This is a genomic window from Bradyrhizobium sp. MI1.10 (assembly GCF_055811035.1).
Map to the genome: position 1 here is coordinate 28,970 of NZ_JBVVPN010000006.1, position 20,598 is coordinate 49,567.

General features: G+C 64.4%; 20 protein-coding genes. 6 read left to right on the top strand and 14 right to left on the bottom strand.

Annotated features, from left to right (window positions below; genetic code table 11):
- Positions 1–116 precede the first annotated feature (116 nt).
- On the bottom strand, positions 117–377 hold the full coding sequence (locus AC0L3K_RS08335; protein ID WP_219680264.1) for a hypothetical protein: 261 nt from the start codon (positions 375–377) through the stop codon (positions 117–119).
- A 134-nt stretch (positions 378–511) separates the two neighbouring features.
- Here AC0L3K_RS08335 and AC0L3K_RS08340 point away from each other — a divergent pair, with 134 nt between their 5' ends.
- Positions 512–1,741: a lytic murein transglycosylase gene (locus AC0L3K_RS08340; protein WP_219680266.1), complete on the top strand. Its 1,230-nt coding sequence runs from the start codon at positions 512–514 to the stop codon at positions 1,739–1,741.
- A gap of 31 nt (positions 1,742–1,772) precedes the next feature.
- On the opposite strand, the gene AC0L3K_RS08345 is transcribed toward AC0L3K_RS08340, so the two are convergent.
- The 3 genes from AC0L3K_RS08345 to recJ form a co-directional block, all read right to left on the bottom strand.
- A complete protein-coding gene (locus AC0L3K_RS08345) occupies positions 1,773–2,570 on the bottom strand; it encodes an aldolase (RefSeq protein ID WP_219680267.1) in 798 nt (265 codons plus the stop codon).
- A gap of 109 nt (positions 2,571–2,679) precedes the next feature.
- Positions 2,680–3,489, bottom strand: a complete 810-nt coding sequence (locus AC0L3K_RS08350; RefSeq protein WP_219680269.1) for an SDR family NAD(P)-dependent oxidoreductase — start codon at positions 3,487–3,489, stop codon at positions 2,680–2,682.
- Between the two features lie 44 nt (positions 3,490–3,533).
- On the bottom strand, positions 3,534–5,375 hold the full coding sequence (recJ, locus tag AC0L3K_RS08355) for a single-stranded-DNA-specific exonuclease RecJ (RefSeq protein ID WP_219680271.1): 1,842 nt from the start codon (positions 5,373–5,375) through the stop codon (positions 3,534–3,536).
- Positions 5,376–5,653: 278 nt separating this feature from the next.
- Between recJ and AC0L3K_RS08360 the strand changes: the two genes are divergently transcribed.
- A complete protein-coding gene (locus tag AC0L3K_RS08360) occupies positions 5,654–6,730 on the top strand; it encodes a methyl-accepting chemotaxis protein (protein ID WP_007591471.1) in 1,077 nt (358 codons plus the stop codon).
- Between the two features lie 160 nt (positions 6,731–6,890).
- Here AC0L3K_RS08360 and AC0L3K_RS08365 read toward each other — a convergent pair whose 3' ends face one another.
- Positions 6,891–7,877 carry a helix-turn-helix domain-containing protein gene (locus AC0L3K_RS08365; protein WP_007591473.1) on the bottom strand — a complete coding sequence of 329 codons (987 nt, stop codon included), beginning with the start codon at positions 7,875–7,877 and terminating at the stop codon, positions 6,891–6,893.
- Between the two features lie 499 nt (positions 7,878–8,376).
- Here AC0L3K_RS08365 and AC0L3K_RS08370 point away from each other — a divergent pair, with 499 nt between their 5' ends.
- From AC0L3K_RS08370 to AC0L3K_RS08380, 3 genes are all read left to right on the top strand, one after another.
- Positions 8,377–9,390, top strand: coding sequence for a formylglycine-generating enzyme family protein (locus AC0L3K_RS08370; RefSeq protein ID WP_219680276.1), 1,014 nt, complete (start codon positions 8,377–8,379; stop codon positions 9,388–9,390).
- 237 nt (positions 9,391–9,627) lie between these two features.
- Positions 9,628–10,371, top strand: a complete 744-nt coding sequence (locus tag AC0L3K_RS08375) for an SDR family oxidoreductase (protein WP_007591489.1) — start codon at positions 9,628–9,630, stop codon at positions 10,369–10,371.
- A 10-nt stretch (positions 10,372–10,381) separates the two neighbouring features.
- Positions 10,382–10,798 carry a cupin domain-containing protein gene (locus AC0L3K_RS08380; protein ID WP_007591502.1) on the top strand — a complete coding sequence of 139 codons (417 nt, stop codon included), beginning with the start codon at positions 10,382–10,384 and terminating at the stop codon, positions 10,796–10,798.
- A gap of 41 nt (positions 10,799–10,839) precedes the next feature.
- Here AC0L3K_RS08380 and AC0L3K_RS08385 read toward each other — a convergent pair whose 3' ends face one another.
- From AC0L3K_RS08385 to AC0L3K_RS08425, 9 genes are all read right to left on the bottom strand, one after another.
- Positions 10,840–11,838 (bottom strand): L,D-transpeptidase family protein, encoded by a 999-nt coding sequence (locus tag AC0L3K_RS08385; RefSeq protein WP_219680279.1) that lies wholly within the window; start codon positions 11,836–11,838, stop codon positions 10,840–10,842.
- 12 nt (positions 11,839–11,850) lie between these two features.
- A complete protein-coding gene (locus tag AC0L3K_RS08390; protein ID WP_219680282.1) occupies positions 11,851–12,912 on the bottom strand; it encodes a glycosyltransferase family 4 protein in 1,062 nt (353 codons plus the stop codon).
- A 135-nt stretch (positions 12,913–13,047) separates the two neighbouring features.
- Positions 13,048–13,257, bottom strand: coding sequence for a hypothetical protein (locus tag AC0L3K_RS08395; RefSeq protein WP_007591507.1), 210 nt, complete (start codon positions 13,255–13,257; stop codon positions 13,048–13,050).
- A gap of 137 nt (positions 13,258–13,394) precedes the next feature.
- A complete protein-coding gene (locus AC0L3K_RS08400) occupies positions 13,395–14,399 on the bottom strand; it encodes a 4-hydroxythreonine-4-phosphate dehydrogenase PdxA (protein WP_219680285.1) in 1,005 nt (334 codons plus the stop codon).
- The gene (locus AC0L3K_RS08405) at positions 14,396–15,958 is read right to left on the bottom strand and encodes a tripartite tricarboxylate transporter permease (RefSeq protein ID WP_473365753.1); all 1,563 of its coding nucleotides are present in this window, start codon (positions 15,956–15,958) and stop codon (positions 14,396–14,398) included. The genes AC0L3K_RS08400 and AC0L3K_RS08405 overlap by 4 nt, the downstream gene beginning before the upstream one ends.
- Positions 15,959–15,969: 11 nt before the next feature.
- A complete protein-coding gene (locus AC0L3K_RS08410; protein ID WP_035992756.1) occupies positions 15,970–16,452 on the bottom strand; it encodes a tripartite tricarboxylate transporter TctB family protein in 483 nt (160 codons plus the stop codon).
- A 193-nt stretch (positions 16,453–16,645) separates the two neighbouring features.
- Entirely contained in the window at positions 16,646–17,638 is a 993-nt protein-coding gene (locus tag AC0L3K_RS08415; RefSeq protein ID WP_007591514.1) for a Bug family tripartite tricarboxylate transporter substrate binding protein, read from the bottom strand.
- Positions 17,639–17,684: 46 nt separating this feature from the next.
- Positions 17,685–18,944, bottom strand: coding sequence for a CaiB/BaiF CoA transferase family protein (locus AC0L3K_RS08420; RefSeq protein WP_219680289.1), 1,260 nt, complete (start codon positions 18,942–18,944; stop codon positions 17,685–17,687).
- A gap of 9 nt (positions 18,945–18,953) precedes the next feature.
- On the bottom strand, positions 18,954–19,748 hold the full coding sequence (locus AC0L3K_RS08425; protein ID WP_219680291.1) for an enoyl-CoA hydratase/isomerase family protein: 795 nt from the start codon (positions 19,746–19,748) through the stop codon (positions 18,954–18,956).
- A 117-nt stretch (positions 19,749–19,865) separates the two neighbouring features.
- Here AC0L3K_RS08425 and AC0L3K_RS08430 point away from each other — a divergent pair, with 117 nt between their 5' ends.
- Entirely contained in the window at positions 19,866–20,531 is a 666-nt protein-coding gene (locus tag AC0L3K_RS08430) for a GntR family transcriptional regulator (RefSeq protein WP_246648619.1), read from the top strand.
- Positions 20,532–20,598 lie beyond the last annotated feature (67 nt).

Genomic DNA, 20,598 nt, shown 5'->3' on the forward strand with positions numbered 1-20,598 from the left:
CGTCGGCCTCTTCGCCGCGCCGGGGGCGGCCCTCCCACCCCCCCCCCCCCCCCGGCGGGGCCCCCCCCGCCCCCGCCCGCCCGCCGCGCCCCCCCCCCCCCCCCCCCCCCACTCCATCAGTCGTTGTCGTGATGAATCACGGTCTTGCTGCGATTGCCGAATTCATCTTCCTTCTTGATCACCGTGGTGCGATCGGCAGGTTCACGCTCCTTGATGACGGTGGTGCGGTCGCGATCGCGGTCCCGCTCACGATATTCGTGAGACTGTCCGACCGTCACGCCGGCACCGACCGGACCGACGTGAACGCCGACTTCGTCGGCAAAAGCAGGCGCAGCGATGGCGGTGACCATGGCCGCGGCAAACAGATATTTCCTCATCTTCTTCTCCTCCAAATTGGTGCTGGGGGAATGCGGGAGTGCGACAGTTTGTTCCGGGGAACGCGGGGCCCGCGTCTGTTCCTCCAGTTCCAGGAACCGGTCACAGCCGCCATGTTTCCCGCTAGAATGCATCCATGAAACACGCTGATTCTATATCCTCTCGCAGCCGCCGCGCTCTGCTTCGATCGACGCTCGGAGCAGCCGCCCTCATCGCATTCCCAACGCGCATCCTGGCCGCGCCTCCGGGCTTCGAGGAATGGCGTGAGGGTTTTCGCGCTCGTGCAATGGCCAAGGGCATCTCGGCTGCGACATGGCAGCGCGCGATGGCGCGGGTCGAGCCCGACATGAGCGTCTTCAAGCAAATGCGCAACCAGCCCGAATTCCACGAGCAGGTCTGGCAATACATCAATCGCCGCGTCTCCGACTGGCGCATCATCAACGGCAAGATCGCGCTGAAGAACAACGAGGCGCTGCTCGCGCGCATCGAGCGCGATTTCGGCGTCGGGCGCGGTACGCTGCTGGCGCTGTGGGGCGTCGAGTCCGCCTATGGCGATCCGCTGGTGCAGCAGAACCACATGACGCCGGTGTTTCCCTCGCTCGCCGCCCTCGCCTGGAACGAGCCGCGCCGAAAAGCCTATTGGGAAACCGAGCTGATCAACGCGCTGCGCATTGTCGACAAGGGCTGGAGCACGCCGGAGCAGATGCAGGGATCCTGGGCCGGCGCAATGGGGCATTCGCAATGGATGCCGGAAGTCTGGCTCAATGTCGGCATCGACTATGACGGCGACGGCAAGGTGTCGCCGTTCGGCAAGCCCGACGACGCGTTGGGCTCGACCGCAAAATATCTCGTCAATCGCGGCAAATGGCACCGCGGCGAGCATTGGGGCTACGAGGTGCGCACGCCCGGTGAGATGAGCGGCAGCCGGACCTATGCGGCTTGGCAGGCGGCCGGCGTCACCCGCGCCGACGGCCAGCCGTTTCCGCAAGCCTCCGCATCCGCGCAGATGTGGACGCCGGTTGCGGGCGGGCCGACATTTCTGCTGGGACCGAATTTCAACGCGGTGAAGAGCTACAATCCCTCGATGAACTATGCGCTGGCGATCTGCCATCTCGGCGACCGCTGCCTCGGCGCCCCGCCTTTCATCCAGCCATTCCCCGGCTCCGAGCGCGCATTGACGCTCGCCGAGGTGCAGGAGATGCAGACGCGCCTGACCAAGGCGGGTTTCGATACCGGCGGCACCGATGGCCGTGTCGGCAACGACACCATGAAAGCGATCAAGGACTTTCAGCAGCGCGCGGGCATCACGCCTGCGGACGGCTATGGCGGGCTGAAGGTGCTGGCGAAGCTGCGCCAGGGGTCTTAGTTATGGCTCCATCCGGGCTACGACGCGATCGCTAGTGCCGGTACTGCGGCTCTTCCGCATCGAGCTGGCGGCGGATTGCGGCAAGATGCAGCCGCGCGGATTCGGAATCGCCCTCGCGCATCTGCCTGTAGGTTTCGGCCGCAATCGCGGGATCGACCGGCAGCACCTGTCGCCCGGTCGACATCGCCAACACCTGCACCTCGGCGGCGCGTTCGAGATAATAAAGATCGTCCCAGGCCTCCGCGATGGTCGGCGCCAGCACCATCACGCCGTGATGCTTCATGAAGATGATGTCGGCATCCCCCACGGCCGACGCGATGCGTGCGCCTTCGCGGTTGTCGAGTGCGAGGCCGTTGTAGTCGCGGTCCACGGCCGTTCGACCGTAGAATTTCAGCGCGGTCTGGCCGGCCCAGATCAGCGGATCCCCCTCGGTCATCGACAGCGCCGTGGCGTAGGGCATGTGGGTGTGGAAGGCGACCTTGGCGCGCGGCAGGCGCTTGTGCATCTCGGCATGGATGTAGAACGCGGTCGCCTCGGGCACGCCCTCGCCCTCGAGCACATTGCCGTGGAAGTCGCAGATCAGAAGTTTTGACGCGGTCAGCTCGCGGAAGGCGTAGCCGTAAGGGTTGACCAGGAAGAGATCGTCATGGCCCGGCACCACGGCCGAGAAGTGGTTGCAGATGCCCTCCTCAAAGCCGTTGCGCGCCGCCATCCTAAAGCAGGCGGCAAGATCCTCGCGCGCGCTGCGGATCGCGTCGCTCGCGAGATCCGGACGGTTCGATCGAAACGTTGCTGGCGTGGATGACGAAGAGTGAAGGCTGTGCGCCATGGCGGAAGGACACCTCTGTCGATCGGACGACGCCCGCGTTGTACAGGTCCGACGCCTGCGCGTCAGCCCCCGCGGGCGCCACCCTGCCCTTCGCAGCCCGCGCGGCGGGCTATTGCCGCCGCGGCACGCCGCCAGCATTCATGCCGCCGTCGATGACGAGCTCGCTGCCGGTGACGTAGCGCGAGGCATCGGAGGCCAGATACAGCACGCCAGAGGCAATTTCCGCAGCCTGACCGGCGCGGCCGAGCGGCGTTACGACGCGCGCACGCTCCTCGGGATCGATCGGCGCATTGCCCTGGTTGCCGGTCGCGCCCGTCGGGATCTTGCCCCAAATCGGCGTGTCGATGATGCCGGGATGGACGGAGTTGACGCGGATGCCGTCACAGGCCGCCGCGCACTCCATCGCGATCGACTTTGCGAACAGCCGCACGCCGCCCTTGGTCGCTGAATAGGCCGACAGCCCGGGCGCGCCGCGCAGGCCCGCAAGCGAGGACATCATGACGATCGAGCCGCCGCCGGTCTTGCGCATCAGGGGCAGGCAATGCTTGACCGAGAGGAAGACGCCGTCGAGGTTGATCGCGTTCTGCTTGCGCCAATCGCTGAGCGTCATGTCGACGATCGAGGGCACGGCAATGCCGGTGCCGGCGTTGGAGACGAGAATATCGAGCCGGCCAAAGCGCTTCGCGATCTCGGCTGTGATCTCGATCCAGCGCTCTTCGCTGGTGACGTCCTGCTCCAGGAAAATCGCCTTGCCACCGGCCTTGGTGATGCTATTGGCGAGCTCGGGGCCGCGCAGCTCGTCGATGTCGGTGGCGATGACGGTGGCGCCCTCGCGCGCGAACATCTCGACGACGGCCTCGCCGATGCCAGAGGCGCCGCCGGTCACCAGCGCGACCTTGCCCTCAACCTGCCCTGCCATGTTCACTCCCTTTTTTGCTATTCGTTTTTTGTTGTTTGCCGGACCTATCTAATCATGGATGGTCCCTGGTCGGGTAGCGCGACGTCGACGACGCGGAATTGCACACGCTCGGCGCCTTGGTAGCGATCGAGCGACAATGATCCCGCGACATGCAATTGCTGGCCGCGATTGGCAACGAGCGCATTGCCGAGCTTCTGTCCGATCGAACGGAACGCGATGCCGTTGACGATGGCGCCGTCGCCCGACTTGAAGCGTAGCCTCAAATGTGCCTGTCCCACCTCGTCGGCATAGACGAGCTGGTGCGCCGGCAGCGCCAACACGACTTCCGGATTGCCGCTGCCGAAGGGACCGGCGCGGTTGAGCGTCGTTGCAAGCTCGGTCGTCACCGCGCGCGCGGAGACCGCGCCGTCGATGTAGAGCTCGTTGACGTGGCGCGCCTCGGCAACGTCGCGGGCCAACGCATGCTCGAGGTAGGCGCGAAATTCGGCGAGCTTTTCCTTGCGCAGCGTGACGCCCGCGGCCATGGCGTGGCCGCCGCCCTTGAGCAGAATGCCGTCGGCGACCGCCTGGCGCACTGCCTTGCCGAGATCGACGCCGGCAATCGAGCGGCCGGAGCCGGTGCCGATGCCGCCGGGCTCCAGCGCGATCGCGAAGGCGGGCCGCGAGAACTTCTCCTTCAACCGGGACGCAACGAGACCGACCACGCCGGGATGCCAGCCTTCGGAGGCCGTCACGATCACGCCGATCTTGTCCTCGAGCCCGATCGAGGCGAGCGCCTCGGCTTCGGCCTGCGCTTCGGCCGCCTGCTCGATGATACGGCGCTCGCTATTGAGGCGGTCGAGCTCGGCGGCGATCCGCGCGGCCTCGACGCTGTCACCCTCCAAAAGCAGCCGCACGCCGAGATCGGCGCGGCCGATGCGGCCGCCGGCATTGATGCGCGGCCCCAGCATGAAGCCGAGATGCCAGGCCTCCGGCGGGCCGTTGAGCCGCGCCACGTCCATCAGCGCGGTGTGGCCGACATGGTCGCGCCGCCGCATTGCGATCAGGCCTTTGGCGACGAACGCGCGGTTGAGACCGATCAGCGGCGCGACGTCGGCAACCGTGCCGAGCGCAACGTGATGCAGCATGCCGAGCAAATCCGGCTCGGGCATCTCCGCGGTCCAGAAGCCGCGCTGGCGTAATTCACGATTGACCGCGACCAACGTCACCAGCACGAGGCCGACGGCGGCGAGATGGCCGAGGCCGGAGAGATCGTCGAGCCGGTTCGGATTGACCAGCGCATCGACCAGCGGCAGCTCCGTGCCGGCCTGGTGATGGTCGATCACGACGACGGACATGCCGAGACGTTTTGCTTCGGCGAGCGGCTCGATGCTGGTGGTGCCGCAATCGACGGTGACGAGCAGCGTGGCGCCCTTTTCGGCCAGCGCACGCACGGCTTCCGTGTTGGGCCCGTAGCCCTCGAAGATGCGGTCGGGAATGTGGATCAGCGGGTCAAGCCCGCAATGGCGCAGATGCCAGGTCAGCAGCGCCGCCGAGGTCGCGCCGTCGACATCGTAATCGCCGAAGATCGCTACCTTCTCGCCGTTCCCTGCGGCATCCGCGATCCGCTTCGCGGCGGCTTCCATCTCCGTCACCGTGAACGGGTCCGGTAGGAGCTTGCGGATGGTTGGATCGAGGAAATCGGCGACGGCATCGCTGTCGACACCGCGACCTGCCAGCACCCGCGCCAGCAGCTCGGGCAGTTGGTGGCGCTGCACGATGGCAAGCGCCTTCGCCGCCCCGCGCGCATCCAGCCGGTCACGCCAGAGCTTGTCGGTGAGCGAGCGCGCCACTCCCAGGAACGCCTGGGGCGCTTCGACGGGCAAGGCGGTGGCGGGCGGCGTCATGAACAGCGGTCGGTTTGAGGAACCTGGGAGCCGGAGGTATTGCATCGCCCGGCCGACGGAACGATTGGCCCGCAATCCCCCGGGATTTGCAATGTCTGCGCCGCACAAAGCGGTGGATTGCCGCTTTGCTGCGCGGACTGACTATCATTTGAGCATTCCGCAAAACAGCAAATTAAGCAGGCGTTAGGCGGAATCTTCGAAAAAGAATTGTATTCGATCTGTCAGTGATTGTTCCGGGTTCGTTGCAGATCAGACCTCATTGCCAAGGGAAGCCCCCGATGTCTGCTGCGCTGGGTCTCAAAGCCAAGCCGATCGCAAATGAATCCGCCGAGGATGATTCCGACATCTCCGCGCTGATCAACCGCCTTACGGCGGAGGTCAACCAGATCGCGGTCGATAAGACCAAGTCGATCCAGCAGATCACCAACCAGATGAAGATGCTGGCACTGAACGCGCTGATCGAAAGCTCGCGTGCCGGCGCACAGGGCGCGGGCTTCGCCGTGGTGGCGCAGGAGGTCCGTGGCGTCGGCCAGCAGGTCGAGACCATCGCCCGCGAGCTCGAAAGCCAATTGACGAAACGGACTGGCGATCTCGTCTCCTCGATCGACCGGATGAGCCAGCGCTCGCGCGGCGAGCGCATGGTCGATTTGTCGCTCAACGCCATCGAGCTCATCGACCGCAACCTCTATGAACGGACCTGCGACGTGCGCTGGTGGGCGACCGATTCCGCGTTGGTCGATTGCGCGGCCTCGCCCGACGGCGCGGCCGTGTCCCATGCCTCGCAGCGTCTCGGCGTGATCTTGGGGGCCTACACCGTCTATCTCGACCTCTGGCTCTGCGACCTCGATGGCAACGTCATCGCCAACGGCCGCGCCGACCGGTTTCACGCCGTCGGCCAGAACGTCGCCCACACCAAATGGTTTCGCGAGGCCAAGACCCTGCGCTCCGGCGACGACTATGTCGCCGGCGACGTCGAGAACCAGCCGCTGCTCGGCAATGCCCAGGTCGCGACCTATTGCGCCAGCGTCCGCGCCGGTGGACAGGCCAACGGCGCGCCGATCGGGGTGCTCGCCATCCATTTCGACTGGGAGGCACAGGCCCGCGCCATCGTGCAAGGCGTGCGTGTCGGCGACAGCGACAAGGCGCGCGTGCTGCTGGTCGACTCCAATCTTCGCGTGATCGCCGCTTCCGACGGACAAGGCATTCTCAGCGAACGCATCTCGCTGTCGCTCAATGGCCAGCGTTCCGGCTTCTATCAGGACGGCTCGGGCACGCTGGTCGCGTTCCATGCCACCCCGGGCTACGAGACCTATCGGGGTCTGGGCTGGTATGGCGTGATCGTCTGCGGGGCGTAAAGCTGAAGGCGGCCTGCCTATCCAACTCAAAACTGTGAAAACAACCCCATGCACAGTAGCCATCTGGTTGTTTTCATGACGGTTTTTTTCGCCGTTTCACGCCGGCAAAACACCGGCACGCATGCCATCATGGCGTCGTTCGCGGTCCAGACTCAGAGCGCTAGGTTCTGGTGATATCGTCTTCGACGGGCTGCACCGTCGCAATTCCAAGCGTTTGCGACGGACGCTCCCCGAACATTGCCAGGTAATATTGCGAAAACCGGCCGAGCTCGTAAAAGCCCTGTTGCATGGCGACGGCTGTCACGGTGGTCGAGCCAGGTGCGCTCTGGTGCAGGATCGAATGAACAGCGCAGAGACGCTTGTGCCTGAGGAAGGTGACCGGACCGAGACCGAATACCTCCTGAAAGGCGCGGTGGAGGGTGCGCCGCGATACGCCGAGCGCCGCGCAAATTTCCGACACGTGCACCGGACGGGTGCCGGCGTCGTCGAGAAACTCCTCGACCTTGCGGATCAGCCGGCGTGCGGAAGGGAGCCAGCCATTCCCGTCGGGTGGCAGCGACGACGCGACGTTGGCAGCCATGCATTCGGCGATCGATCGTTTCCAGAAATCGGCAGTTGATAGCGTCAGCCCATATTTGTTGTCGCGCAGGTGCGACATGATCCGGACCAGGCGGCGCGAGGCGATCGCGCCGGTCTCGATGTGCGCGCGGAAATGACCGCGGCTGCGCCAGGTGTCGGGATCGCTTAGCCGTGCTTCTCCGCCGAACAGCGTCGCGACCTCGTTGATGTCGAATCGCATGGCGGCGTAGGCGGAGCCGCCGTGAAAAACACCGTCATGTTCGAGCCGCGGCGGAATGACGAGCACATCATTGAGCTGCATGTCGAACGACCAGTGGGCGACGCGCTCTTCGGCCGCGAGCAGCATCCCGATGATCAGTCTGTCGTCGCTGGAAACCCGCTGCGTGCGCATGCCGACGTTGAAAGCACCAATGCTGAGCGAGAAGTCGCCGATGCCGACATGGGATAAAGTTCCGCGCAACCGACCGCGGCCGAGTTGCATCACATCGACATGCGAGCCGTGGACGGCCTGCTGAAGACCTTCGAAACCATCCAGCTTGCGCGAATCAACCAGAAGGAATTGCCCCATGGCTGTACCGTGTTACTGAAGCGCGACAATTCTGCGGCACGCGATAGCGAAGTACCACTACAACGCGAGGTGGGTACGACAAGCTGACTTCGCGTTTTCAGGCAAGTCATCGCCGAATTTGTCGCAAGATTTGCTCTCAAATGCCTCTGCACTGAAGGATCTGAGCCATGGGGCATTAGGTCTCACTGTCCGGGCAGACTGGCACAAATTGCACATCACAGCCGTCCAATCTTCGGGTATCATTTGCAACCTTAGCGATATTAAGCGGAAGCGTTCTGCGGGTGGCAGAGCGCACGCGGCATGGATTTGCCGCGTGTTCGAAGACGTGCGTGCAAAGGAAAGAGATGTGGACGCAATGCAGCGTCCTCCTCTGCCCGGAGCGCCAAAAAAGTGGGGGACCAGACAATGCGTCCAATGGGCCGGACAAGGAGCCATCGTCGAAGTCTGCCAGAGGTAGCGCAGTAGCATCGGGTGGAATGCGGGTATCGGAGCTTCCACCATGTTGCGAGCGGATCTGGATCACTGCGAGTGGTTGCCGGATGATTTGAAGACCGGCGAGATGGTCTTCATTCCCGGCGGAACCTTTCGCATGGGATCCGACCATCATTATCCCGAGGAAGCGCCGAGCCATCGCGTCGCTGTCGACGGCTTCTGGATCGACCGCACGCCCGTGACTAACCGGCAGTTCAAGCAGTTCGTCAACGCAACCGGCCATGTCACCGAGGCGCAGGTCGTTCCGGATCCGAAGGACTATCCGGGCGCGCTGGCGAAGATGCTCTACGCGGGATCGCTGGTGTTCTCCCCGCCGCCGCGCATCACCGATCTCACCGACTGGAGCCAGTGGTGGACTTTCCTGCGCGGCGCCAACTGGCGCCATCCCTATGGTCCCGGCAGCAACATCAAGGACCTCGACGACCATCCGGTCGTTCACGTCTCCTTTAGCGATGCGGCAGCGTATGCCCACTGGGCCGGCAAGGACTTGCCGACGGAGGCGGAGTGGGAGTTCGCCGCGCGTGGCGGCCTCGAGGCGGAGGAATACGCCTGGGGCGATGCGCTGGTGCCGGGCGGCAAGCACATGGCCAATATCTGGCAGGGCAACTTCCCCGTCCAGAATCTCGGCGAGGATGGGTACGAGCGTACCTCGCCGGTCATGGCCTTCCCGCCGAACGGCTACGGTCTCTACGACATGATCGGCAACGTCTGGGAGTGGACCTCCGACTGGTGGTCGTCGAAGCACGCCGCCGACGCTGCAAAGCCCTGCTGCATCCCCAAAAATCCCCGCGGCGGCGGTGAGCACACAAGCTACGACCCTCGCCTCCCCGACATCCAGATTCCGCGCAGGGTCCTCAAGGGCGGCTCGCATCTTTGCGCGCCGAACTATTGCCGCCGATATCGCCCGGCTGCGCGGCACGCCGAGCCGGTCGATACCTCGACCGGCCATGTCGGGTTCCGCTGCGTGGTGCGAATGCCGTCTGTAACCGAACGCCAACGAGAAGGACGTGCTGCAATCTAGCGAGCGCCGCTGGCGGATGCCGGCGTCAGCGGTGCGCTCCGTGCGTCGGACTATTTCGATACGCAACTTTATCTATCGGCGATTGGACAGACGTCTTCAGCATTTTTGGACAAGGCAGGCCGGTTACAGGCAAGAGCCTGCCCCATTTCCCCGGTAAGAGTCGCCTCATCGCTTTCGCGACGCGGGCGCCGTCGATCCTGAAAGGCTCGCGCTCGCAACGTGCCGAGGAGATAGGCCATGAAGATCGTCGTGATCGGCGGGACCGGATTGATCGGATCCAAGCTCGTAACGAAGCTCAAGCAACAAGGCCACGACGCTGTTGCGGCTTCGCCGAAGTCAGGCGTGAACGCCGTGACCGGGGAAGGCCTCGCAGCAGTGCTGGCGGGTGCGGATGTCGTGGTTGACGTTGCCAACGCGCCGTCCTGGGAGCCTGCCGCCGTGCTTGAATTCTTCGAGCGTTCGAGCAAAAACCTCGCTGCGACCGAGGCGGCTGCGGCCGTGAAGCATCATGTGGCGCTCTCGATCGTCGGGACCGAGCGCTCGCCCGACATCGCCTATTTTCGTGCCAAGCTGGCGCAGGAGACCATCGTCAAGGCATCTCCGGTCCCCTATTCGATCGTCCGCGCCACCCAGTTCTTCGAATTCCTCAGCGCCATCGGTGACATGGGTGCGGCCGAGGGCCGGATCGTCGTTCCCACGGCATTGTTTCAACCCATCGCGGCCGACGACGTGGCTGATCGCCTCGCAGAGGTCGCGATGGGCCAGCCGCTCAACGGCACGATCGATATCGCAGGACCTGAGAAGGCGCCCTTCAACGAATTCATCGCACGGCGCCTGAAGGCGTCCGGCGACGCTCGACCCGTGGTGGGAGACCCAAAGGCGCCGTACTACGGCGCTCCCATCGACGACACATCGCTGAACCCTCTCGGCGAGGCGCGGCTCGGCAAAACGTCGCTCGCAACATGGCTCGCGAGGCTTTGAGGAGACTCCCATGCGCAAATTGCTGATCGCAACCGCTGTCTATGCCGCATCATTCCTGACGGCCCATGCCGCCGAGACGGCGGCCCCCACGGCCAAGGTGACCGTCGTGTTCGACCAGGCGCTGCCCAATGTCCCGGGGAAGAGCATGAAAGGCGTGCTGGTCGAGTATGGTCCCGGAGGCTCCTCGCCGGCCCACATCCACGCGCCCTCGGCTTTCATCTACGCCACCGTCCTGGAAGGCGCGATCCGCAGTCAGGTCAATGACGGCCCCGCCAAGGTCTTTCACAAGGGCGAGAACTTCTCTGAAAAACCCGGCGACCGTCATGCCGTCAGCGCCAATGCCAGCGACACCGAACCCGCAAAATTGCTGGCTGTCTTCGTGGTGGATACGGCCGACAAGGAGCTGACGATGCCGATCCCGAAATAGCGCACAATCGGCGAGCGGCGTTGCCACCTCGAGGCGTTCGTTCATCCGGGGCTGCCCACGAATGCCACCGGCGTGCCTTTCGAGACACGGCCGGCGACGCGCTCGGCATCCCAATTGGTCAGACGCACGCAGCCGTGAGATTCCGCCTTGGAAATCTTCTCCGGCGAAGGCGTGCCGTGAATGCCGTAGCCCTCGGCAGACAGGTTGATCCAGACCGTGCCGACCGGATTGTTCGGGCCGGGCTTGATGGTGAAGGGCTTGCGGGAATGGACGCCCTTGAAACGATAAGCGGGATTGTAGCGATAGTACGGATTTCGGCTGACTTCCGTGACCTTGAGCGTGCCTGAAGGCGACGGCTTCTCTTCGCTGCCGACCGTCGCGGGATAAAATCCGATCAGCGCATTCGATTTGTCGAACAGTTTTACAGTCTGCCTGACCTTGTCGACCTCGATCCTGTCGGCCTTGGTGGAGATGCCCTCGCCTGCGCCTGATGTGTCCACCACGACGATGGTGTCGCCGGCGCGATCGAAATGGCGCCCGGAGTTGAGCGCGGCCAGGAGCTGCTCGCTCATGTGAAATTTCTCGGCCAGGGCCTCGCGCGCACTGGTGAAGCCTAGCTTTGTAAGCTCCATCATGTCCTCCATCTTCGACGGCAGCTTTTTCAGGAAAGGACCCGCCACGTCCTGCTCGGTGATGGCATAGGTCATCGTCACCGGCCGGTCGTCCGCCCGTAACGCGGTCCAGACATCGTCCGTCACGGTGTCCGAAACCGGCAGCTGCCGCGCTTCGGCATAGGCCCGCAACGCCTTTTTGGCGTTCTCGCCGAACCTGCCGTCGATCTCGCCGGGCGAGAAGTGCGCGCGGTCCAGCAGGACCTGCAACCGGACACCCGCCGCGGTCGGCTTATCGTTCGACAGGGTTTTCTTCGACGGCTCAGCGACCTTGATGGCAGCGGCGTCGATCTCCGCGGCGAACGCCGGCGGCGCAGCCAGAGCGAAGACCAGAAAGATGCAAATCTGCCCCGCTTTTCCGAGCGACATCGCCGGGTCCTTTCACGTTTCCGACGGTTCAGTGATCAACTCCCGAGCCGCGGCGGCAGCCAGTTTGCGGTACTGGTCTTCGTACTGCCTCGCCATTCGGCTCGCGGAAAAGCGCTCCTCGAAGCGGGCGCGCACCTTCCTTCGATCCAGCTTGCCCAATTCGCCGACTGCCCTGACGGCCTGCTCCTCGTTCTCGACGATGAAGCCTGTCAATCCGTGCTCGACGACTTCGGGGACAGAGCCGGAGCGATAGGCGATCACCGGGGTTCCGCATGCCATCGCTTCGATCATGACCAGCCCAAACGGCTCCGGCCAGTCGATCGGAAACAACAGCGCAGCGGCTTCGGCAAGGAAGGGCTGTTTCTCCGCGTCATCGACTTCACCAACAAGCTGGATGTTCTTACCGTCGATGTTGGGCTCGATGTGCTTCCTGAAGTAGGCTGTCTCGGCGCGGGGGACCTTCGCGGCGATGCGGAGGGGCATCTGGACCGCACGTGCGATGCGAATGGCGTCTTCCGGACCTTTGTCTGCGGTGAGACGCCCGAGAAACGCCAAATAGGACCCCTGTTCGTAGGACGGACGAAACAGGTTGGACGGCAGCCCGTGCTGGATGGTTCCGATCCATTTCGCATCGGGAAGCGGCAGGCGCTGATGATCGGAAATCGACACAAAGCATGCTTCAGGGAATTGCCTGGCTACGTCGGGTAGCCCGGGCAAGTCGAGGCGACCGTGCATGGTCGTGAGGAACGGCACGCCGAGACGGCTGAGCAACGGCAACGACAGCCAGTCGACATGCGCGTGGATCACGTCGAACTCCTTCGCACGCCTTGCAATCGCCTCCATCAGCATGGCGCTCGCGGCCGTCGGGTCCGCCCCCTTCCGCCCGAGACGCAGCGCGCGTGGCCAAACCGGATGAAGCGCACCATTCGTCCTGGAATCGCCGCTCGCAAACAGCGTGACCTCGTGGCCGAGCTCGACCAGCCCATCCACCAGCCAGGCCACTACCCGCTCGGTGCCGCCGTAAAGTTTCGGAGGGACGCTTTCGGCGAGGGGAGCAATCTGAGCGATGCGCATGAGAGGCTACCCGTTAAACCGCCGCACGCACGACCAGAATGATCGCGGCGGACAGAAGGTTCGAAATCGCGAGCAGCGTCCAATTCGGCCTGGCACTTGCGGCCGCGACCCGGCAGACGAGCCCTTCCATGAGCCTCAACATTCGTCGTCAGGAAGCCGATCGAGGAAGGCAATCCCGAATTGCGTGAGTTCTTCGGCATCGCTCCCGCGCGCTTTCCATCTCCCTTGCAGATGACGCTCAAGCAGGCAGCGACGACTATCCGCGGCATCGACGTGGCGATGCCGGGCGCGGTAAACGGACCAAGCAATATCCACCGCCGTTCGTAGCGGGTCGTCGTCGACCATGTTCCAACTCCGAGATTGGAGACGTTCATGCGACGGCAACTCGTTACGAGGACGGAAGTTTCCACTTCTTCCCGGAAAGTCCGAAACTGCGCGGCCACCGCAGACACAAGCAGGCGCCCACCTCCCCGTCGGAGAAATCAGGCGACGCGACGCACGGCCATCTCCGCGGCGAGCAACACCGCGGCACGACTGGCACCGACTGATGCAATGCCTTGGCCGGCGATGTCGTAGGCAGTGCCGTGCGCCGGCGTGCAGATCGGAAATGGAAAGCCGCCGAGCAACGTCACGCCGCGATCAAAGCCCATCAGCTTCATCGCGATCTGGCCCTGGTCGTGATACATCGTCAGCACTGCATCGAAGGCGCCGCTTTTGGCGCGCAGGAACACGGTGTCGGCCGGGAACGGCCCTTCGGCGGCAATGCCCTCGCGCTGGCCGGCCGCGACCACGGGTGCGATGACATCGATCTCCTCGCGGCCGAAATTACCGCCGTCGCCGGCATGCGGATTGAGACCGGCGACCGCGATGCGCGGCCGGGCGAAGCCGGCATTGCGCATGCAGGCATCAGTCAGCTTGAGCGCGCGATGGATACGTTCGCCGGACAGTCGCGCGGCGACGTCCTTGAGCGGGATGTGGGACGTCACGCGGGCATTCCAGAGCCGGTCCAGCACATTGAACTCGCTTGCGGGAGTTTTGAGTCCGACCACTTCGGCGGAGAACGCGATCTCATCGTCATACTCGGCGCGGGCCAGCCGCATCGCCTGCTTGTTGAACGGCGTAAAGCAGGCGGCATCGACCCGGCCGTCGCGGCCGAGTTCGAGCGCGTGCTTGTAGTTGGCAAGCGCGAACTTGCCGCCGGCGAGGCTCGCGATCCCCTGCTGGACCTCGCCGGGATCGAGGTGCCCGAGATCGACGAACAGCGTCTCGCCCTCCGCCGCGCGCAAATCGGCCCCCTGCTCCACCATGGTCAGCTCCGGCTTGACGCCGGCAATCCGCGCGCCCTGGTCGAAGACGCGCCGGTCGCCGATCACGACGATCCGGCCGCGGGCGCGGATGTCGTCCTGCACCACGAGCTTTGCGGTCAATTCCGGGCTGATGCCAGCGGGATCTCCCATTGCCAGTGCAATGAGCGGCTTTGCGGTCATATGATCACCTTCTCTCGAGCGGTCTCTCGAGCTGTGTTCTGGACTGTCGTCTCGTGGATCGACGGCGCAGGCTTGCGCAGCAAGCGCGCAAGCTGCAGCACGAGCGGAAGCAGCAACAGCACGATGCCCGCCACGATCAGGCATGTCACCAGCTTGTTGGCGAAGAATATCCCGAGCGATCCCTTGGACATCAGCATCGACTGCCGGAACGCGTCCTCGGCCTTGTCGCCGATGACGATCGCGAGCACGAGTGGCGCCAGCGGATAGAACAGCTTCTTGAAGAGATAGCCGACGATCCCGAAGCCGAGCATCATGACGACATCGAGATAGGAGTTCGACACCGAATAGGCGCCGACAACGCAGATGATCACGATCAGCGGCGCGATGATCACGAAGGGAATCCGCATCAGCGCCGCAAAGACCGGCACGGTCAGCAGCACCAGCACAACGGCGACGATGTTGCCGACATACATCGACGCAATCAGGCCCCAGACAAAGTCCTTTTGGTCGACGAACAGCATCGGCCCGGGATTGAGGCCCCAGATCATGAGCCCGCCCATCATGACGGCCGCGGTGGCCGAGCCGGGAATGCCGAGCGAGAGCATGGGCAAAAGCGCGCTGGTGCCGGCGGCATGATCGGCCGTCTCCGGCGAGATGATGCCTTCGACCTCTCCCGTGCCGAAGTATCGGCCACGGCGCGAGAAGCGTCGGGCGATGCCGTAGCTCATGAACGACGCCGCAGTCGGGCCGCCAGGCGTGATCCCCATCCAGCATCCGATGGCCGCGCTCCGCAGCAGCGCAACGCTATGTCGCGGCAGGCGGCCGACGGCACGAAACACCTCGCGCCACTCTATCTTCGACGAGACTGCGCGGGCATGAAACTCTTCCTCGACGGCGACGAGCAGCTCGCCGATGCCGAACAGGCCCATCACCGCGACGACGAAGTTCACGCCCTTGACCAGCTCGTCGACGCCCATCGTGAGGCGCACGCTGCCGGAGACAGTGTCGATGCCGATGGCGGCAATGGCGAAGCCGATCGCCAGTGCGACGACGGTCTTGATCGGCGCCGCCCCGCCCATGCCGACGAAGCTGGCGAAGGCCAGGAAATAGACTGCAAAATATTCCGCCGGCCCGAAGGCGAGTGCGACCTGCGCGACCCACGATGCGAGGAAGGTGATCAGGATGACGCCGATCAGCGCGCCGAATGCCGCCGAGCCAAAGGCGGTGGCGAGCGCTGTCGTCGGACGTCCATCGCGCGCCATCGGGTAGCCGTCGAAGGTGGTGGCGACAGACGACGGCTCGCCCGGGATGTTGAACAGGATCGAGGTCACGGACCCGCCGAACAGCGCGCCCCAATACATGCTGGAGAGCAGGATGATGGCAGAGACCGGCTGCATGCCGAAGGTCAGCGGCAGCAGCAGCGACACCCCGTTCGGAGCACCCAGCCCAGGCAGCACGCCGACGAGAATGCCGAGCAGCACGCCGATCACCATCAGCGCCAGATGCGGCAGCGTGATCGCGATGCCAAAGCCGTGAAGGAGTTCTCCGAGGTTGTCCATCGGCCTCTCCGTCAGAAGCCGAACGCCGCGGCGAGCGCGCCGTGCGGCAAGCTCACCTGGAACATGCGCTCGAACACGACGTAGAGCGCGAGCGCTGTCGCCGCCGCCATGCCAAGCGCGCGCGGCACGGATTGTTGTCTGGGGATCGCCAGCACCGCGAAGATGTACAGGGCTGAGGCGACGTACATCCCGGCCAACGGAATCGCAGCCACGAAAATCGCGGCCGGCACGAACAGGCCGGCAAGCCGGCGCAGCTCGATCGATGTGATGGCGATGGGGACGTTCGCCAGTGACGCAACCGGCATCAAACCGCGCACCAGGTTGTAGAAGCTCCCGAGCACGATGATGATCCCGGTCAGGAACGGGAACGTGCCGGCGTCCACGCCCGCGCTTGACCAGCCGATGCCGTTATCGAGACTGGAGACGACGACGGCCACACCAAAGCTGCCGGTGAGAACGGCGGTCGCAAGTTCGAGGGCGCGGCGCGAGATCATGGGCCGCTCCAGCGAAGCGCCAGATGTTTGCTCAGTCCTCGTCCTGAGGAGCGCGCTTTGGCGCGCGTCTCGAAGGACGGCTCCGGACGACATCCCATCCCCGGCCATCCTTCGAGACGCCCGCCTGCGGCGGGCTCCTCAGGATGAGGACGGTGGTTGAACTCGGCTGCGCGATCGAACGCCATCGGCCGCCTCACTTGACCAACCAGCCCTGCTCGCCCGCGACCTGCTTGACGTGCTCGAGGTCCTCCTTGATGAACTTGTCGAGTTCGGCGCCAGTCAGGAACGTGTCGACCTGGGAGGTTTTCTCGATGTAGTCCTTCCAGTCCGGCGTCGCCTGCACCTTCTTCATGAGGTCGACATAGAACGCGGCCTGGTCCGGGGTGACCTTGCCGGGGAGCCACACCGTCCGCGGTTGCTCATATTGCTTGATGTCGAGGCCCTGCTCGACGCAGGTCGGAACGTCGCCCCAGCCTTCGGTCGCGGTGACCTTGGCGCCCTGCGGCAGCCGCTTCGGGCTGAAAACGCAAAGCGGTCGTTGCGTTCCACCGCGCCATTGCCCGAGACTTTCGCTGGGATTGTTGACGTGGGAGTCGAGGTGTCCGCCGGCGAGCTGCACGGCAGTCTCTGCGCCGCTCTTGAAGGGGATGTAGGTCAGCTTGATGTGGCCGGCTTTCTCGATCATGCGGGTCAGCACCTCGTCGGTATCCTTCGACTGCGCGCCACCCATCTTGAATTCGCCCGAGGCGGCCGCCTTCAGATAGTCGCCCGCCGTCTTGTAGGGCGCGTCCTGCTTGACCCAGAGCAGGAACTCGTCCTGCGCCATCGCCGCGATCGCAGTGAGATCGGTGTAGTTGAAGGCGACCTTGGAGACGAGCGGCTGCTGCCAGGCATTCGACGTGCCGAAGATCACCTTGTAGGGATCGCCGGCGGACGCCTTGCCGTAGACATAGCCTTCCGCGCCGCTGCCGCCCCCTTTGTTGACGACGACGATCGGCTGCTCCACCAGCTTGTGCTTGGTGATGATGTTCTGCACGGCGCGCGCGAGATTGTCGGTGCCGCCGCCGGGCCCGGCGGTCGCTACGAACTCGATCGGCTTTTGCGGTTGCCAGGCACTGAGCGCCGGCATCGTGCCGGCGAGCACAATTGCGGCGGCGGAGAGCAGAAGTGTTGACGTCCGACCCATGATGTCCTCCAGCTGATTTTTGTATCTTGTTGTTTTCGACGTCCGGTCAGGCGACGCGTTCCTCGCGTCTTCCTGATGCCAGGACGATTGCGCCTTCTTTTTCGAGCGCTTCGATCTGCTTCTGGTCGAACCCGTGCTCGACCAGCACCTCGCTTGTATGCTCACCGTAGACCGGCGCGCCCGTGCGCACTTTGCCCGGGGTCTCCGAAAACTTGACCGGCAAGCCGATCGTCTTCACGGGTCCGAGCGTGGAATGCTCGACCTCGACGACCATCTCGCGCGCCAGCGTCTGCGGATCGCGAAGCGCCTCCAGCATGTCGTGCACGGGTCCGCACGGCACGCCCTTCTCGTCCAGCGCAGCGAGCCAGTGCGCCCGCGTCCGGGTGCGAAAGCGCTCGCTCAGGACAGCTTCGAGCTCCTTCAGATTGGCCATGCGGTCGGCCCCGGTGACGAAGCGCGGATCGGAGGCGAGTTCGCTCGCACCGAGGGCTTCCAGCATCAACAGCCAGTGCTTCTTGTTGGCGCCGCCGACCACCAGCCAGCCGTCCGAGGCCTCGAAGGCCTGGTACGGCGCGTTGAGCGGATGGGCCGAACCCATCGCACGCGGCGCAGTGCCAGCGGCCAGCGCTATCGTGGATTGCCAGTAGGTCTGCACCAGCGCGGCCTCATAGAGCGAGGTCTCGACCCACTGCCCTTCGCCGGTCTTGAGACGGTGCGTGTAGGCCGCGAGGATGCCCATGCTCGCCAGCAGGCCGGCGGTGATGTCGGACAGCGGCGGGCCGCATTTCACCGGCGGACCATCGGGACGTTCGCCGGTAAAGCTCATGATGCCGCTCATCGCCTGGGCGACCAGATCGAAGCCGCGGCGGTGCTTGTAGGGTCCGGTGCGGCCGAAGCCCGACAGCGAGCAATAGATCAGCGTTGGATGCTGCTTGTGCAGGTCTTCGTAGCCGAAGCCGAGGCGCTCCATGGCGCCCGGCGCAAAATTCTCGACCAGCACGTCGGCGCCCGCGATCAGCCGCCGCAACACCTGCTTGCCGCCCTCGGTCTTCAGATCCAGCACGATGCCACGCTTGTTGCGGTTCATCATCAGGAAGGAGGCCGCCTCGTCGCCAATCTTCGGCGGCACCGAATGGCGGGTGTCGTCACCGTTCGGCGATTTCTCGATCTTGATCACGTCGGCGCCCATGTCGGCCAGCATCAAAGTGCAGGTCGGCCCCGCCATGACATGGGTGAGATCGATGACCTTGAGGCCGGCAAGCGGCCCCGAACGGCCGGAGGTTGATTGCGAGCGATCGCTTTGCATCGGGGCGTCCTATTGGCCGCGCCATTGCGGCGCGCGCTTGGTGAGGAAAGCATCGAGCCCTTCGCGAAAATCCTGGCTCGTGTAGCACATCAGGATGAGGTCCTCGCCCTCGTCCGGCGTCAGCCGCCTTTGCAGACGCGCCACGGCCTGTTTGGTCGCATTCAGCGTCAGCGGCGCGTGGCTGGCAAGCAATCGGGCAACCTCGTCGGCGCGCCTGTCGAGCGCGGTAAGATCCTCGACGACCTCGCCGAGCAGCCCGACACTGGCCGCCTCCGTCGCGTCGACGAGGCGCGCGGTGAAGATCAGATCCTTGACGCGGGCAGCGCCGATCAGCGCGGTGAGACGACTGACATTGGACATCGACAGGCAATTGCCGAGCGTGCGGGCAATAGGAAAGCCGATTTTCGCGCTTTGGGTGCCGATGCGGAGATCACAGGCCGCGGCGATGCCCGCGCCGCCGCCGGTGCAGAACCCGTTGATCGCTGCTATCGTCGGCACGCGGCATTGCTCGAGCGTGGTCAGGACCCGATCGATGCGGTTTTCGTAGTCGATCGCGTCCTGCGGCGACTTGAAATCGCGGAACTGATTGATGTCGGTGCCCGCGGCAAAGGCCTTGTCGCCGGCCCCGCGCAGCACCAGCACCTTGATCGCGTGATCGTCGTTGATCTCCTCGCAGATCGCGGCGAGCCGCTCGTACATCGCGAAGGTGAAGGCATTGCGCGCCTGCGGGCGGTTGAAGGTGATCCGCCCGATACCGTCCTGGCGCTCGAAAACGAGGTCTTCCGCCACCACCTGCTGGTCCATTTCCTCATGTCCTTCTGCTTTTCTACATTTTTGAATGCAAAATGATCGATTTACAAGCTGGAACTTGCATTAATTCGCATATAGCTTCATTTTTGCATTCAAATGGACTTCAGACCCATGCTCCATGAGGAAGTCGTCGGCCGCATCCGGGCCATCCTGCTCGACGGCGAAATCCCGCCCGGCGCGCGGATTCCCGAGCGCGAGCTGTGCGAGCGGCTTCAGATATCGCGCACGCCGCTACGCGAGGCGCTCAAGGTGCTCGCCGCCGAAGGGCTCGTGCAGCTTTTGCCGCATCGCGGTTCGCGCGCCGCAAAACTGACCGACAAGGACATGCGCGACCTCTTCGAGGTCTGCCAGGGTCTCGAGGCGCTCGCCGGCGAGCTCGCCTGCGAGCGCATCATGGACGCCGAGATCGCCGCGATCGCCGCCGCGCACGCGGACATGGTGCGGCATTATCGCGAGCGCGATCTCATCCAGTACTATCGCGGCAACCGCGCCATTCACGAAGGCATCGTCGCTGCGGCCGGAAACCCGGTGCTTGCAGGGCTGTATGCGTCGGTGACCGCGCGCATCCGGCGCGCGCGTTATGTCACGCCGATGACGCCCGAGCGCTGGGCGGTCGCCGTGAAGGAGCACGATGCCATCCTGAACGCACTGCAGAGGCGCGACGGCGTCGGCCTCGCCCATATCCTGCGCGCGCATCTACGCCACAAGCGCGAAGAGGTTTTGCAGGCGGGCTTTGCTGAAACGGAAGGCAGTGACCTGGTGCCGCGGATTGCGTGAGACGGCATTCGCGACGCAGAAAGAAACTCGCGGCCCCCTACAACGCGCGGTCAAGAGACACAATCGC